Origin of the sequence: Streptomyces netropsis, assembly GCF_014203545.1 — a bacterium.
In the GTDB taxonomy this organism is placed as follows: Bacteria; Actinomycetota; Actinomycetes; order Streptomycetales; family Streptomycetaceae; genus Streptomyces; species Streptomyces netropsis.
This window is the reverse complement of the sequence record NZ_JACHJG010000011.1, coordinates 34,860-49,359: the sequence shown is the minus strand read 5'-3', so window position 1 is coordinate 49,359 and position 14,500 is coordinate 34,860. Positions and strand designations below refer to the sequence as shown.

The window sequence follows — 14,500 nt, the reverse complement described above, 5'->3', positions numbered from 1 at the left end:
GTTCAACATGGACTGGATGCTCAAGGACCTGGCATCCAGCGTTCCTCAGACCCGCCACGTGATCGTGTTGTCCTCGGACGGTCTGCGCATGGCGCAGCACGGTTCGGACACGGACGCCGCGGATCGCCTGGCCGCCGCCTGTGCGGGACTGCAGAGCCTGTCCACGGCGGTGGCCGCGGAGTTCCCGCACGGCGACGGGCAGATGCGACTGGTCGTGATCGAGGTCGACGGCGGCTTCTTCTATTTGATGGCGGCCGGCGCGGGGGCGTATCTGGCGGTGCTGGCGGACGACGACGTCGACGCCGGGCTGATGGGGCAGCGGATGCGTGATCTGGTGGCCCGGATCGGCGAGCATCTCACCAGTCCGCCGCGCGTCAGCGGGCCGGTCACGTGAGTAAGCCCAAAAATCCGTGGGACCAGGGAAATCCGGATCGGTTATACATCCTCACCACCGGGCGCGCCAGCACCGACAAGGACCTCAGGCTCGATCTGGTGACGCTGATCGTCGCCCGGTCCGAGACCGATCCCGGACTCCAGCCCGAGCACGCCGCCATTGTGCGGATGTGTGACTACCCGCTCTCCGTCGCCGAAATATCGGCCTATCTCACCCTGCCCGTCAGCACCGTGACCGTGTTGCTCACGGATCTGCTCACGAACGATCAAGTGGAGGCCAGGCCCCCGGTCCCGGTCGCCGCACTACCCGATGTGCGACTCCTGGAGGCGGTGATGCATGGACTACAGAACCTTTGACACACACGCCGGACCCAGGACCGAGGACATCCTCCCCGCCTCGACCGCGGCGGCCGTCAAGGTGGTGATCGTCGGTGGATTCGGGGTCGGCAAGACGACCCTCGTCGGCGCGGTGAGCGAGATCAGACCGCTGACCACCGAGGAGACGATGACCCAGGCCGGGGTCGGCGTGGACGACCTGGCCGGCATCGAGCACAAGACCGAGACGACCGTGGCGATGGACTTCGGCCGGATCAGCATCAACGAACAGCTGGTGCTGTATCTGTTCGGCACGCCCGGCCAGGAGCGCTTCTGGTTCCTGTGGGACGGCCTGTTCGAAGGCGCGCTGGGCGCGGTGGTCCTCCTCGACACCCGCCGTCTGGAGGTGAGTTACGACGTGATGGGCCTGCTGGAGGAGCGGGGCGTGCCCTTCGTCGTCGCCGTCAACACCTTCCCCGGCTCCCCCGTCCACGCCATGGCGGAGCTGCGGGCGGCCATGGACCTCCCCGATTCCGTGCCCATGTTCACCTGCGACGCCCGCGAGCGCGCCTCCTGCCGGGACGCGCTGATGACCCTCATGCGCTACCTCTACACCCTCACGAACGAATCCCCGGAGCCACAGTGACCCCCCGTGACGAACACTCCCGCGCCGACTCCGCGACGGTCGCTCCCCCGCAGTGCCCCGCCCATGCCTACGGCGAGGGCGGCGTCGCGCGACTGTACGGACCCGCGGCCGAGGCCGACCCGATGGGACTGTACGAACAGCTCCGCGACCGGCACGGCGCGGTCGCCCCGGTGCTGCTGCACGGCGATCTCCCGGCCTGGCTGATCCTCGGCTACCGCGAGAACCTCGACGTCACGCGGACGCCGTCGCGGTTCTCGCGCGACTCCCGGAACTGGCGCGACATGCGCGAGGGCAAGCTCCCCCCCGATCACCCGCTGGCTCCGATCTCCACCTGGCAGCCCATCTGCGCGTTCGCCGACGGCCAGGTGCACGAGCGGTGGCGCGGGGCCATCAACGACGCCATGGGCCGCTTCGACCGGCGCGGTGTCCGCCGCCACATCACCCGCTTCGCCAACCAGCTCGTCGACCGCTTCTGCACCACCGGCAAGGCCGACTTGGTGCACGAGTTCGCGGAGCACCTGCCCATGCTGGTGCTGACCCAGTTGCTCGGGATGCCCGAGGAGTACGGGCCGCAGCTGGTCAAGGCCGCCCGCGACATGATCAAGGGCACCGAAACCGCCGTCGCCAGCAACGCCTACGTGCAGGAGACGCTGCGCAAGCTGGTGGTGCGCAAGCACGCCGACCCGGGCCCCGACTTCACCAGCTGGCTGCTGGAGCACCCCGCCAAGCTCTCCGACGAGGAGGTCCAGCAGCACCTGCGGCTGGTGCTCATCGCGGCATTCGAGACCACGGCGAACCTGATCGCGAACACGGTGCGCATGGTGCTGTCCGACCCGCGGTGCCGCGCCAACCTGGCCAGCGGCCACATGACCCTGCCGGACGCGGTCGAGCAGGTCCTGTGGGACGAACCGCCGTTCACGACGATCCTCGGCCGCTGGGCCACCCAGGACACCGAGCTCGCTGGCCAGAAGATCAAGGCGGGTGACGCCCTCGTGCTGGGGCTGGCCGCGGCCAACGTGGACACGGCCATCCGCCCCGACCCGACGGCGCCCGTCCACGGCAACCGCTCCCACCTGGCCTTCAGCGGGGGCGCGCACGAATGCCCCGGCCAGGACATCGGCCGGGCCATCGCCGACACGGGCATCGACGCGCTGCTGAACCGGCTGCCCGACATCCGGCTGGCCGTCGCGGAGTCCGAACTGAACTGGGTCTCCTCCCTGATGTCGCGTCATCTGGTCGCGCTGCCCGTGCAGTTCACTCCGCAGCAGCCGCAGCCGCCCGAGGAGTCGGGGCTGCCCGTCCCGTCCGCGGCGGACGCCTCGGAGCAGGATTCCCCGGAGCCTCAGACCTCCACGGCGGACAGGTCCGCGGGGATCCCCGCGCCGCCGAAGTCGTCCCGCTCCCGGACGTCGGTGTGGAAGTCGCTGACCGGGTGGTTCCGGCGGCGGTGAGTGACGCTGTCCAGCTGGTCCCACCACCAGGCCGCCGACGCTATGGGCAGCGGTCCGGTGCCGGGATCGCTGGGCGTGTCCCGCCACGTTATGCCGTACGTCGCCCCTGGGACCGGGAGTTCGTGCCGGTTGCGGGGGCTGGCGTAGCGGGGGGCCGCGTTCATCCACCGTATGCAGCCGGCGATGTAGTGCCCCAGGGCTTCGAGGTAGCGGCGTAGCTCGGGGTCGGCGTCCCGGGCGATCTGGTCGCGCAGCTCCAGGAAGAGCGTCATGGCCCGGTCGCGTATGGCGAGGGCCTCGCCGAGGGCCTTGTCCGGGGGGCTGCCGTCCTGGTGGGCCAGGACGTTCACGATGTTCTGGTCGGTGGTTTCCTGGTTGTCCTCCTTGGCATACGAGAAAAGGTCGTTGTCGCAGCTCACGATGAATCCCGCGGCGTCGGTGAGGGCCTGGACGGGGGCGGAGTACAGCTTCCCGTCCGGGATCTCGATGCCGCTCGCGATCTCGCTCCAGGCCAGGGAGAAGCGAGTGCCGTTGATCGAGGGCCGTAAGGCGACGTAGTCGGACAGGGTCGGCATGATGCCGCGTTCCACATTGCTGACCTGCCATGCGGCACCGAACAGCCAGTCCCGCATGCCCTCGGCCACCCTCCGGAGCTGGACGGGGGTGGCCAGGTCCCTGGTGCGGGCCGCGAGGTCCTCCAGGGCGGCGGCGAACGGGGTGTTGCCGAGCATGGCGGAACCCGGTGCTTCGAGGCAGCGGGAGATCCGGGCGTTGAGGTCGACGATGCGGGAGGTGCGGATGTCCGCGGAGCCCGTATCGTGCCAGAAGTCGTCGAGAGCGAACGCCCAGTGATTCCACTCGATGAACAGCAGCAGCGGTTCGTCCATCCCGTACGGGATCATCCGGCAGCTGAAGTCGGTGCTGTGGGTGGCGATGCTCCAGGCCCGCTCGGTGCCGTCGCGGAAGATGCCCATCGCGTCGAGCCAGGCTATGGCCCGTTCTTCCAGCTGGTCCGCCCGTGGATGGATGGCGGAGTCGATCGGGCAGTAGAAGGGGGGCAGCCGCCAGCCGATGGCGGATGCGCGCGTCGCGGTCTCGGTCATGGCGTCAGTGTCCTTCGAGACGGAAGAGAAGGAGCCTGGTCTCGACCGCGTGATCCCGCCAGACACGGAACAACTTCCCGTGGGTGAGGGCCGATTCGACGAGCCGGTCGGTGGCGATCGGGGACTGGTCGCCCGTCCGGGCCATCCGGTCCAGCTCGGCCGTCGTCCAGGCCATGGACTGCACCCAGAACTCCGCGACCTGGTCGGTGACGTCCTCGTCCTGCTCCAGTTCGAAGCCGGCCGCGTGACCGGCGTCGATGTATTCGGACAGGGTGCCCAGCCTGGTCTTGTAGTACCCGTCGATGAAGCTGGTCCACTCCGGCCGGCACAGGAAGTGCTCCTGGATCCCGAACCAGCCGCCGGGTTTGAGTGCCTTGGCCACGACGGAGAAGAGCCGTTCGCGGTCCATGTAGCCCGAACTCTCGATGGCCACGGCGGCGTCGTACTGACGCTCTTCGCACAGGTCGTGGATGTCTCCGAGGACCGGGGTGACGAGGTGCTCCACGCCCGCCTGCCGTACGAGGTCCGCCATCACGGGTACGTGCTTCGCGGTCACGGTCATCGCGGTGACCGCGCAACCGTGCTCCTGGGCCCAGTAGATGGACCCGCCGCCCAGGCCGCAGCCGATGTCGAAGAGCGAGCCGGGCGGGTTGCCCGTCACCCCCCAGGAGTCGGCGGCGTGATCGAGTGCCGCCTCCTGGGACTCGAAGAGGCGGCGCCGGATGACGCGTTGGGAGACCGTGGTGTTCGGTGCCGCACCGGAGTCGAACAGCCCCACATGGAAGTGGACTCGGGGGCCAGGGCCGTACTTGTGCAGGATGTCGGCGGTCTTCCTCGAGTAGTACAGCGGCACCTGGGTCTCATCGCGCACCGCGTCAGGAGCAGCGGTCACCTCGGCGACAAGGTTCTCCATGGGATACCTCCGAGACGTCGACTGTCGGTGAAGAGGCGGACGGGGAGATGGGCCACGGGAGGGACTCTCTGGTGACTGAATCGCATGTTCGGTCTCGCACGTATGTCGCGCCGCCCCCCAGCGACACACAACCAGCACGCCTGTCCAGTTTTGCCCGGTACCTGCCCATGCCGGGCCAGCGATAACCCACATTACGTACCGTCGTGCGCCTTTCTGACGCATGACGCCAGGATCACTTCAGCTCAATTTAGACCAAATTGAGCTGACATTGGCTTGCTTCACGACCAGAAAGGCTGAAAATTGCGCGCTGTTGTCGGGGTTTTGGCCTTCCGACAGGCCAGTATCCAGACGTGCCGGGGATGGCCGGAACCCTCTTACGCATATGGTGTGCAGGCGACCGGAGGGGGGCACGGCTTCTGCGTATGCGCCCCTGGACTGTTGGGGAAGCAGCAGGGCCACGCGGACTCAGGGACGCCTGTGGCACTTTCGGCCGGGGCGGCGGCGCCGGTCCGGGCACGGACCGCTCGGCCGCTCAGCGTGTCGCGGCCGCCGCACCCTGCCCTTGATCGCCTCACTCCCGCACACTGGTGGACCGGCCGGGACAAGGGAGGCGCGGCATGGCACTGATGTCGGCGGTACGGCGGTGGTCTCGGCCCGGTGCCTCACCCTGGTGGCGGGCGGTGGCGGCACTGCTGGCGGGGGCGCTGCCCGCGCTGGCCTTTCCCGCCCCCGCGCTGTGGTGGCTGGCCTACGCGGCCCTCGTCCCGTGGCTGCTGATCGTCGCGTCGGCCGCCACGCCCCGGCGCGCCGCCCTGGACGGCTGGTTCGGCGGCGCCGGCTTCCTGCTCGCCGTGCACCATTGGCTGCTGCCGAGCCTGCACGTCTTCATCCTCGTACTGGCCGCGCTGCTGGGGTTGTTGTGGGCGCCCTGGGGGCTGCTGGTGCGACGGCTGCTGGGCGGGGCCCCGGGTCCCGGCCGGGTGGCGGCGGCACTGGTCCTGGTGCCGTCCGGGTGGCTGACGGTCGAGCTGGTCCGCTCCTGGGAGTACCTCGGCGGGCCGTGGGGGCTGCTCGGCGCGAGCCAGTGGCAGGTCGCGCCCGCCCTGCGGGTCGCCTCGGTCGGTGGGGTCTGGCTCGTGGGTTTCGTGCTGGTGGCGGTCAACACCGCGGTCGCCGCGCTGATTTCGGCACCCCGGGCCCGGGCGGCCGGTGCGGCGGGGGTGCTCGCGTGCGCGGTGGCGGTGGCCGGGGTGTGGGTGTGGGCACCGCTGCCGGAGCGGGCGGGCACGGTACGGATCGCGCTCGTACAGCCGGGCGTGATCGCCGGCGGTCACAGTCCGCAGCGGCGCTTCGACCGCGAGGAGGTGCTCACCCGCCAACTGGCCGGGCGCCGGGTGGATCTGGTGGTGTGGGGCGAGAGCAGCGTCGGCCAGGACCTGGACCGTCGGCCCGACCTGCGGCGACGGCTGGCCGCCCTGTCCCGGGAGGTGGGAGCGCCTCTGCTCGTCAACGTCGACGCGCGACGCGCGGACCGCCCGGGGATCTTCAAGAGTTCGGTGCTGGTCTCACCGGACGGGCCGACCGGTGACCGCTACGACAAGACGCGTCTCGTGCCGTTCGGCGAGTACGTCCCGGCGCGCTCGCTGCTCGGCTGGGCCACCTCCGTGGGCAAGGCGGCGGGCGAGGACCGGCGGCGCGGCGACGGCCCGGTGCTGATGCGGCTGCCGGGCACCGACGGGCCACTGATCGGCCCGCTGGTGTGCTTCGAGTCGGCGTTCCCCGACATGAGCCGTCGGCTGGTGCGCGACGGGGCCCAGCTGATCGTCGCCCAGTCCGCGACCTCGACCTTCCAGCACAGCTGGGCACCCCGGCAGCACGCCTCACTGGCCGCGCTGCGGGCCGCCGAGACCTGGCGGCCGATGGCGCACGCGACGCTGACGGGGGTGAGCGCGGTGGCGGACGCCCGAGGACGGCAGGTCGGCGAGCGGCTGGGCACCGATCGCAGCGCCTTCGCCGTCTACGACGTGCCGCTCGCGCGGGGCACCAGCCCCTACGTCCGGTTCGGGGACTGGGTGGTGTACGGCTCGCTGGCCGCCCTCGGTGTCTTCTGCGCCATCGAGGGCGCCCGCGCGCTGCGGCGTGAGGTCAGGAAGCCTGCTCGGTCACCGCGGTGACGATCCGCTCGCACAGTTCGTGCGTGCGCAGCGCGTCCTCGGCGTCCAGGACCTTGCCCGCGCGGACCGCGTCGAGGAAGTAGAGGGCGACCTGCTCGATGCCGCGCTGACGGGCGACCGGCACCCAGTCGCCGCGTCGGCGGACGGTCGGCTGCCCCTTGTGGTCCACCACCTCGGCGAGGTTGAGGACCTGGCGCTTGGTGTCCTGGCCGGAGACCTCGAGGATCTCCTCGGTGGACCCGCTCATCCGGTTCATGGTGCCGATGGCGGTGAAGCCGTCGCCGGAGAGCTGGAGGACGACGTGGTGCGTGAGGCCGTCGCGCACCCTCGCCCGGATGTCGACGTGGTCGATGGTGCCGGGTGCGAGGAAGCGCAGGGTGTCCACGACGTGGATGAAGTCGTCGAAGACCAGGGAGCGCGCGTCCTCGGCGAGGCCGACGCGGTTCTTCTGCATCAGGATCAGCTCGCGCGGGTGGTCCTGACACTGCGCGTAGCCGGGTGCGAAGCGGCGGTTGAAGCCGACCATGAGGCTCACTCCGCGCTCCTGGGCGAGGCGGACCAGGCGCTCGCTCGCGGCGAGGTCGTAGGCGAGGGGCTTGTCGACGTAGACCGGCACGTCCGCTTCGAGGAGCCGGGTGACGATCTCGGGGTGCGCGGCGGTCGCCGCGTGCACGAACGCCGCGTCGAGCCCGGCCTCGATCAGTGAGTCGAGGTCGGTGTGGCGCTGGCCCTCGGGGACGCGATAGGTGTCGGCGACCCGGTGGAGGGTGGCCGGGGTGCGGGTGTGGAGGTGGGGTTCGAGTCCCGGCTGGGCGGCCAGGACCGGCAGATAGGCCTTCTGTGCGATGTCCCCGAGCCCGATGCAGCCGACCTTCACGGAGCCTCCCTGGTGCGTCATCCCGTTGGAGAAGCATACGTCCGTACGGGTGGCTCCCAGTCGGCGATGCCGTCGAAGCCACGCAGCAGGAGCCCGGGGCCGAAACGGCTGACGGCGGCGATAGCCGTGTCCCGCAGGGCGACGGCGGGGGCGCCGGAGAGCAGGAACAGCCGGGCGGTCCGGGCCGAGCGGCGCACGACGTCCATGGTGCGGGGCAGCCGGTCCCGGGTGTAGGCGGCGAGCGCGGGTGAGAGGTCCCCGGGTCCGGGAGTCACGTGGTGGGCGAGGACGATCGCGTCCTCGATGGCCTGGTTGCCGCCCTGGCCGAGGGTGGGGGCCATCGCGTGGGCCGCGTCGCCGAGCAGGGCGACGCGGCCGCGGTGGTAGGCGGGCAGCGGCTCGGCCATGAAACGGACGTCGTGGCGGAGGATCCGCCCGGGCGCGGCCGCCGCGAGGATGTCGGGCACCGGGTGGTGCCAGGCGCCGAAGCGGCGCAGCAGCTCGGCCTTCTCGTCGTCGGGGGCGCGCGTGCCCGCGGGGGCCGCGGCCGCGGCGTAGGCGTAGGTCCGGCCGTCCTTCATCGGATGGGTGCCCCAGAGCCGGGCGCGGCCCCAGGTCTCGTGCGCCGCGAAGGGCCGGTCGGGGGCGGGGGTGACGACGCGCCAGGTGGTGAACCCGGAGTACACGGGACCGGGGTGGGTGGGGAAGAGCACGGCGCGCGCCGCCGAGTTGATGCCGTCGGCGGCTACGACGAGGTCCGCCTCGATGTCGCCGTCCGGGGTGGTGACCCGGGCCGGCCGGTCGGCGGCGCCGGGGTCGGCGAGGGTGGCGGCACCGCCCGTACGGACGGTGCCGTCCGGCAGGTGACCGGCGAGCAGGTCGGCGAGGGTGGCGCGGTGGAGGAGGACCAGGGGTCCGCCGAAGCGGCGGGCCGCGGCCTCGCTGCTGGTGCGCGAGAGCCAGCGGCCGTCCGGCGCGCGCAGGCCGCCGTCACCCTGCCAGGCGGCCAGCGCCCGGACGTCGTCGCCCAGGCCGATGACGTCGAGGGAGCGCTGGCTGTTGGGGGCGAGGGAGATGCCCGCGCCCACGGGTTCGAGGGTGGCCGCGCGTTCGAGAACGGTGACGTGCCAGCCCTGACGGTGGAGGGCCACCGCCGCGGTGAGCCCGCCCATCCCGGCTCCGATGACGACGGCACGTGGTTGCCGCATGATTCCTCCCCGTTTCGTCACTACATCCGTAGTCACTACAACTGTAGTGGGAGATTACTACGTTCGTAGTGGAACGGCTAGGTTGGCACCATGACCGCCGACCGCAGCGCCCGTACCTCGGGCGTCTCCCGTGCCGAACTGATCGCCGACACCGCCATCGCCCTGCTCGCCGGGCGCGGCATGCGGGGGCTGACGCACCGCGCGGTGGACGAGGCGGCCGGACTGCCGCCGGGCTCGACCTCGAACCACGCCCGCACCCGCGCGGCGCTGCTGGAACTGGCGCTGCGGCGGCACGCGGCACGCGAGGCCCGGGCGCTGACGCTGGAGGAGCTGCCGGGCCCCGCCGCCGGGCTGGAGACGCTGGCCGACGCGCTCGCCCTGGCGCTGCACCGCACGCTCACCGACCACCGCGAACTGCTCGTGGCGCGGTACGAGTTGGCGCTGGAGGCGACCCGGCGGCCGGAGCTGCGGAAGATCTACGACGAGGAGGGCCGGGCCTTCCGCGAGCCGCTGATCGCCCTGATGGCCGCCGCCGGGTCCGCCACCCCGGAGCGGCATGCGCTGTCCGTGCTCGCGTGGGGCGAGGGGCTGATGTTCTCGTGCGCGGCAGGGGCTTACCACGCGGAGGTGCCGGGGCGGGAGGAACTGCGCGAGAGGATCGGCGAGCTGCTGCGCGGCGTGCTCGGGCGATAACCCGTGGCATCGGGCGCCCGGCCCGGGTGAGGACGCTGGATCTACCTCCACATGATCGAGGAGTACGCGCGGCACAACGGTCACGCCGACCTCGTCCGCGAACGGATCGACGGCGCGGCCGGCTACTGACCCGGCCCCGGGGGAACACCCGCGGCCGACGGGTCGTCGAGCGTCACCCGTGCGGGGAATACCCAACTCGCCTCGTCAGGCAGCAGGGTGGGGCGAATGCATCGAATGCCCGCGGCGGCGGCTCTGGCGGCGGTGGCGATGTCGGCCGCCGTCGGCTGCGTCGCCCTCTCGCCCCACGCCGCCTCCCCCGCGTCCGACGGCCGCTCCGGCTTCGCCCGCGTCACCGAACCGAGGATGTCACCGGCCCCCGCCCGGGAATCCCTGGGCATGACGGGGCCGGGCGGCCCGGAGGGATCGGACGGCTCACGGTCCCCGTCCGCGGCGGCGACGGCGAAGACGCCGTCGGCGACCGGGGAGGGCCGGGATCGGGGCGAGGACGGGGAGCCGGGCCGGAGCACCGAGGCGGAGGCCCGCACGGAGGACGACGCGGACCCGCGGGCGGACTCACGGCCGTCCTCGTCGCGGGCGGCCGATCCGGACCGGTGGGACGGCCCGGACCACCCTGATCCGCGCTCGCCGCGCGCCGCTCCCCCGACCCGCTCGGCACCGGACCGGGAGCCGGAATCGGCGCCCGCGCCCCCGCCCGGCGAGGCCCCGCCCTCCCGGCACCACTCCGAGCAGGCGCCTCCGCCGCCGCAGCGCTCCGAGTCGCGCCCCGCACAGCAGGCCCCGCCCCGCTCCGGTTCGAACGTGTGCGGGCTGGGCGAATCGTACGGGCGCTGGCAGAAGGGCGACGACGCGTCGCGGATCTGCCGCCAGGTGTACGGGCGGTGACCGCCGCCCCGGCCGGGGTGATCAGGCGCCGAGGTTCGGGATCCGCCAGTCGATCGGTCGGTGGTCCTGGGCCGCGATCGCCTCGTTGATCTGGGTGAAGGGATGGCTGCCGAAGAACTTCCGCGCCGAGAGGGGCGAGGGGTGCGCACCCTTGACGACGACGTGGCGCTCCTCGTCGATCAAGGGCAGCTTCTTCTGGGCGTAGTTGCCCCACAGCACGAAGACGGCCGGGTCCGGCCGGGAGGCGACGGCGCGGATGACGGCGTCCGTGAACTTCTCCCAGCCCTTGCCCTTGTGGGAGTTGGCCTCGCCGGCCCTGACGGTCAGCACGGCGTTGAGCAGCAGGACGCCCTGCTGGGCCCACGGCATGAGGTAGCCGTTGTCGGGCACCGGGTGGCCCAGCTCCTCGTGCATCTCCTTGTAGATGTTGCGCAGCGAGGGCGGGGTCTTCACCCCGGGGCGGACCGAGAAGCACAGGCCGTGGCCCTGCCCCGCGCCGTGATAGGGGTCCTGCCCGAGGATCAGGACCTTCACCTGGTCGTAGGGGGTCGCCTCGAGGGCCGCGAAGACCTCCTCGCGCGGCGGGTACACCGGCCCGGCCGCCCGCTCCTCCTCGACGAAGTCGACGAGCTCCTTGAAGTACGGCTTCTCCAGCTCCTCGCCGAGGACTCCGCGCCAGGACTCGGGCAGCATGTCGGTGTAGGTCACGTCAACAACCTCCGGGGTTCGTTCTGTTCTCATCGGAGAACTTACCGGCGACCACTGACAACGCCCGCCACGGAGCCGTTCGGCCGCCCGGGGCCCGGTGGGGCACCCGGGCGGCCGCCCGTCTCAGACCCCCGCGTTGAGGAAGAGCCCGCCGTCCACGACGAGCGTCTGGCCGGTGACCCACCCGGCGGCGTCGGAGAGCAGGAACGCCGCCGCGCCGCCGATGTCCTCCGGGACACCGAGCCGGCCGAGCGGGTAGGACGCCACGGCCTCCTCCTCGCGCCCTTCGTAGAGCGCGGCGGCGAACTTGGTCTTCACCACGGCGGGGGCGATGGCGTTGACCCGCACCCCCGGCGCCAGCTCGTGCGCGAGCTGCAGCGTGAGGTTGACCATGGCGGCCTTGCTGATCCCGTACGCGCCGACGAACGGGGACGCCCCGAGGCCGGCGACGGAGGCGATGTTGACGATCGCCCCGCCGTTCTCCTTCTGCCACGCCTTCCAGGTCTGCTGGGCGAAGCCGAGCGCCGAGATCACATTGGTCTCGAAGACCTTGCGGGCGACCGCGAGGTCCAGCTCGGCGATGGGGCCGAACACCGGGTTCGTGCCGGCGTTGTTGACCAGGTAGTCGACGCGGCCGAAGGCCTCCATGGCGCGCTCGACGGCGACGGCCTGGTGGGCCTCGTCGTGGGCCTTGCCCGCGACGCCGACCGCCCGGTCGGCACCGAGCCTCTCGACGGCCTCCTTGAGCGCTTCCTCGTTGCGGCCGGTGATCACGACGCGGTCGCCGCGGGCGACGAGCGCCTCGGCGATGCCGTAACCGATGCCCCGGCTGGCGCCCGTGACGAGGGCGACCTTTCCGCTGTCCTGTGTGGTCATGTGGTGCTGCACCCCTGTCAGTTGAGCGGTCCGCCGGCCACGTACAGGACCTGGCCGGAGACGAAGCCCGCCTGCTCGTCGGCGAAGAAGGCGACGGCGTTGGCGATGTCCGCGGGCTCCCCGACGCGCTGCACCGGGATCTGGGAGGCCGCGGCGGTCTTGAAGTCCTCGAAGCCCATCCCGACGCGGGCCGCGGTGGCCGCGGTCATGTCGGTGGCGATGAAGCCGGGGGCGACGGAGTTGGCGGTGATGCCGAACTTGCCGAGCTCCTTGGCGAGGGTCTTGGTGAGGCCCTGCATCCCGGCCTTGGCGGCGGCGTAGTTGGCCTGGCCGCGGTTGCCGAGGGCCGAGCTGCTGGAGAGGTTGACGATCCGGCCGAACCCGGCGTCCACCATGTGCTTCTGGCAGGCCCGCGACATCAGGAACGCGCCGCGCAGATGCACGTCGAGGACGGTGTCCCAGTCGTCCTCGCTCATCTTGAACAGCAGGTTGTCGCGGAGCACCCCGGCGTTGTTGACGAGGATCACCGGCGCGCCCAGCTCGGCGGCGACACGGGTCACGGCGGCGTCCACCTGTGCCGCGTCCGAGACGTCGCAGCCGACGGCGAGGGCCTTGCCGCCGGCCGCCGTGATCTTCTCCACGGTGTCCGCGCAGGCCGCCTCGTCGAGGTCGAGAACGGCGACCGCGCGGCCCTCGGCGGCCAGGCGTACGGCGGTCGCGGCGCCGATGCCACGGGCCGCGCCCGTGACGACGGCTACGCGCTGCTCGGTGGTGGACATGCGGGTTCTCCTCACCTCGGACGACAGGGCACGGCGGCTCGCCGAGGAATCCGGCCCCGGGTCCCGGAGCCGGCCCTTGGGTGAGCAACCGCTTAGTAGCTTCAGCAGACAGACGCTAGAAGCCCCGCCACCCGCTGTCAACGCTCCCCCGGGAGCCCGCCCGCCCTCACCGCACGAGCAGGTCCAGCAGCCGCTCGGACTCCCGCTCGGGATCCGCGGTCAGCCCGGTGTGCACCGGCCCGGGCTGGACGATCGTGCTGCGCGGCGCGATCAGCCAGCGAAAACGCCGCCCGGGGTCGTCCCCGGCGGCCTGACCGGCCCGTTCCCCGCCGAAGCAGACGCCCTCGACGGCGCCCAGCGCCGCCCGCACGCCCGCCACGTCGGCCGTCGGGTCGAGCGCCAGCAGCCGGGCCTCGTCCAGGTGGACGCGGGCCGCGACGAACGACTTCGCCTGGCAGTAGACGACCACCCCGGCGTTGATCAGCTCACCGCGCTCCACGCGCGGCACGACGCGCAGCAGCGCGTACTCGAAAACTTCGCGTCCATTGTGGCGCCCGGTCATTTTCCGGCCCTTCCGTCGAGCCTGACCCGCACCCACTCCGGGGCCTGCGAGGGCTTGTCCTTGCTGCGCTCGCCGAGCGTGATGCGGTCACCGATGGTCGTGGCGCGGGCCAGCAGCGTCTCGACGTACGCGCGCCGCAGCGCGTCCGGGTCGGCGAAGCCCGGTTCGTCGACCAGCCACTCGTCCGGCACGTCGGCCGTGACCTCGGTCAGCAGTTCCTCGGTGATCCGGGGCGCGAGTTCGGCCCCGGCGGCGGCGACGTCCGGGCCGAAGGTGGCCAGGACGTGGTCGGAGGCGTCGTAGGCCTTGCCGGCGGCGGCCTGCGCGGTGGGCCAGTTGTGGTGCCAGATCATCGTGGCACCGTGGTCGATGAGCCACAGCTCGCCGTGCCAGACCAGCAGATTGGGGTTGCGCCACGAGCGGTCGACGTTGTTGATGAGCGCGTCGAACCAGACCACGCGCCCGGCCTCGGCCGCACCGATCTCGAAGGCGAGCGGGTCGAAGCCGAGTGCCCCGGGAAGGAAGTCCATCCCGAGGTTGAGGCCGCCGCTCGACTTCAGCAGGCCCTGCACCTCCTGGTCCGGCTCGGCCCGGCCGATCACCGGGTCCAGCTGGATCCCCGCCAGGTCCGGGACGCGCAGCCCGAGCCGGCGGCCCAGCTGTCCGCAGATGACCTCCGCGACCAGTGTCTTGCGGCCCTGGCCGGCGCCGGTGAACTTCATGACGTACGTACCGAGATCGTCGGCCTCGACGATGCCGGGGAGCGAGCCACCCTCACGCAAGGGCGTGACATAGCGGGTGGCGGTGACTTCGGGGAGCATTGCCTCAGGCTACTGCGGCGGCGGAGGCGGTCCGAGCACGGTGGCCCGGGTACCGGCGGGGGTGGATTCCTGTCAGGG

At 71.8% G+C, this 14,500-nt stretch carries 16 protein-coding genes and 1 pseudogene; 8 read left to right on the top strand and 9 right to left on the bottom strand.

Features of this window, described 5'->3' with window-relative positions; all coding sequences use genetic code 11:
* Window positions 1-7 precede the first annotated feature (7 nt).
* From FHS38_RS24200 to FHS38_RS24185, 4 genes are read left to right on the top strand one after another with little or no spacing between them, the layout of a single operon-like run.
* Window positions 8-394: a roadblock/LC7 domain-containing protein gene (locus tag FHS38_RS24200; RefSeq protein ID WP_184737155.1), complete on the top strand. Its 387-nt coding sequence runs from the start codon at window positions 8-10 to the stop codon at window positions 392-394.
* On the top strand, window positions 391-750 hold the full coding sequence (locus FHS38_RS24195; RefSeq protein WP_184736758.1) for a DUF742 domain-containing protein: 360 nt from the start codon (window positions 391-393) through the stop codon (window positions 748-750). Before FHS38_RS24200 ends, FHS38_RS24195 begins: the two co-directional genes overlap by 4 nt.
* Window positions 731-1,354: a GTP-binding protein gene (locus FHS38_RS24190; protein WP_184736756.1), complete on the top strand. Its 624-nt coding sequence runs from the start codon at window positions 731-733 to the stop codon at window positions 1,352-1,354. The genes FHS38_RS24195 and FHS38_RS24190 overlap by 20 nt, the downstream gene beginning before the upstream one ends.
* Window positions 1,351-2,805: a cytochrome P450 gene (locus FHS38_RS24185; protein WP_184736754.1), complete on the top strand. Its 1,455-nt coding sequence runs from the start codon at window positions 1,351-1,353 to the stop codon at window positions 2,803-2,805. The genes FHS38_RS24190 and FHS38_RS24185 overlap by 4 nt, the downstream gene beginning before the upstream one ends.
* Here the strand turns inward: FHS38_RS24185 and FHS38_RS24180 are convergent.
* Together FHS38_RS24180 and FHS38_RS24175 are read right to left on the bottom strand one after the other, a co-directional pair.
* Window positions 2,697-3,908, bottom strand: coding sequence for a terpene synthase family protein (locus tag FHS38_RS24180; protein ID WP_184736752.1), 1,212 nt, complete (start codon window positions 3,906-3,908; stop codon window positions 2,697-2,699). The two genes, FHS38_RS24185 and FHS38_RS24180, sit on opposite strands and share 109 nt — an antisense overlap.
* Window positions 3,909-3,912: 4 nt before the next feature.
* Window positions 3,913-4,821 carry an SAM-dependent methyltransferase gene (locus FHS38_RS24175; RefSeq protein ID WP_184736750.1) on the bottom strand — a complete coding sequence of 303 codons (909 nt, stop codon included), beginning with the start codon at window positions 4,819-4,821 and terminating at the stop codon, window positions 3,913-3,915.
* A gap of 617 nt (window positions 4,822-5,438) precedes the next feature.
* Between FHS38_RS24175 and lnt the strand changes: the two genes are divergently transcribed.
* The gene (lnt, locus tag FHS38_RS24170) at window positions 5,439-6,995 is read left to right on the top strand and encodes an apolipoprotein N-acyltransferase (RefSeq protein ID WP_184736748.1); all 1,557 of its coding nucleotides are present in this window, start codon (window positions 5,439-5,441) and stop codon (window positions 6,993-6,995) included.
* Here lnt and FHS38_RS24165 read toward each other — a convergent pair.
* Both FHS38_RS24165 and FHS38_RS24160 read right to left on the bottom strand, forming a co-directional pair.
* On the bottom strand, window positions 6,967-7,872 hold the full coding sequence (locus tag FHS38_RS24165) for a Gfo/Idh/MocA family protein (RefSeq protein WP_184737152.1): 906 nt from the start codon (window positions 7,870-7,872) through the stop codon (window positions 6,967-6,969). The two genes, lnt and FHS38_RS24165, sit on opposite strands and share 29 nt — an antisense overlap.
* A gap of 17 nt (window positions 7,873-7,889) precedes the next feature.
* Window positions 7,890-9,080: an FAD-dependent monooxygenase gene (locus FHS38_RS24160; RefSeq protein ID WP_184736747.1), complete on the bottom strand. Its 1,191-nt coding sequence runs from the start codon at window positions 9,078-9,080 to the stop codon at window positions 7,890-7,892.
* 90 nt (window positions 9,081-9,170) lie between these two features.
* Here FHS38_RS24160 and FHS38_RS24155 point away from each other — a divergent pair, with 90 nt between their 5' ends.
* The 3 genes and pseudogenes from FHS38_RS24155 to FHS38_RS24145 all read left to right on the top strand — a co-directional run bounded on the left by FHS38_RS24155 (window position 9,171) and on the right by FHS38_RS24145 (window position 10,676).
* The gene (locus tag FHS38_RS24155; protein WP_184736745.1) at window positions 9,171-9,773 is read left to right on the top strand and encodes a TetR/AcrR family transcriptional regulator; all 603 of its coding nucleotides are present in this window, start codon (window positions 9,171-9,173) and stop codon (window positions 9,771-9,773) included.
* A gap of 33 nt (window positions 9,774-9,806) precedes the next feature.
* Window positions 9,807-9,902: pseudogene (locus tag FHS38_RS24150) on the top strand (mycothiol transferase); the annotation flags it as partial.
* A 96-nt stretch (window positions 9,903-9,998) separates the two neighbouring features.
* Complete coding sequence (locus FHS38_RS24145; RefSeq protein WP_184736743.1) at window positions 9,999-10,676, top strand: hypothetical protein; 678 nt, start codon at window positions 9,999-10,001, stop codon at window positions 10,674-10,676.
* A 21-nt stretch (window positions 10,677-10,697) separates the two neighbouring features.
* Here the strand turns inward: FHS38_RS24145 and ung are convergent, their stop codons facing one another.
* From ung to FHS38_RS24120, 5 genes are all read right to left on the bottom strand, one after another.
* Window positions 10,698-11,384 carry a uracil-DNA glycosylase gene (gene ung / locus FHS38_RS24140; protein WP_184736741.1) on the bottom strand — a complete coding sequence of 229 codons (687 nt, stop codon included), beginning with the start codon at window positions 11,382-11,384 and terminating at the stop codon, window positions 10,698-10,700.
* A 123-nt stretch (window positions 11,385-11,507) separates the two neighbouring features.
* Entirely contained in the window at window positions 11,508-12,260 is a 753-nt protein-coding gene (locus FHS38_RS24135; RefSeq protein ID WP_184736740.1) for an SDR family oxidoreductase, read from the bottom strand.
* 17 nt (window positions 12,261-12,277) lie between these two features.
* Window positions 12,278-13,039: a 3-oxoacyl-ACP reductase FabG gene (fabG, locus tag FHS38_RS24130; RefSeq protein ID WP_184736738.1), complete on the bottom strand. Its 762-nt coding sequence runs from the start codon at window positions 13,037-13,039 to the stop codon at window positions 12,278-12,280.
* A gap of 166 nt (window positions 13,040-13,205) precedes the next feature.
* The gene (locus FHS38_RS24125) at window positions 13,206-13,601 is read right to left on the bottom strand and encodes a DUF3037 domain-containing protein (RefSeq protein ID WP_184736737.1); all 396 of its coding nucleotides are present in this window, start codon (window positions 13,599-13,601) and stop codon (window positions 13,206-13,208) included.
* Window positions 13,598-14,422, bottom strand: coding sequence for a HipA family kinase (locus tag FHS38_RS24120; protein WP_184736735.1), 825 nt, complete (start codon window positions 14,420-14,422; stop codon window positions 13,598-13,600). The genes FHS38_RS24125 and FHS38_RS24120 overlap by 4 nt, the downstream gene beginning before the upstream one ends.
* Between the last annotated feature and the right edge of the window lie 78 nt (window positions 14,423-14,500).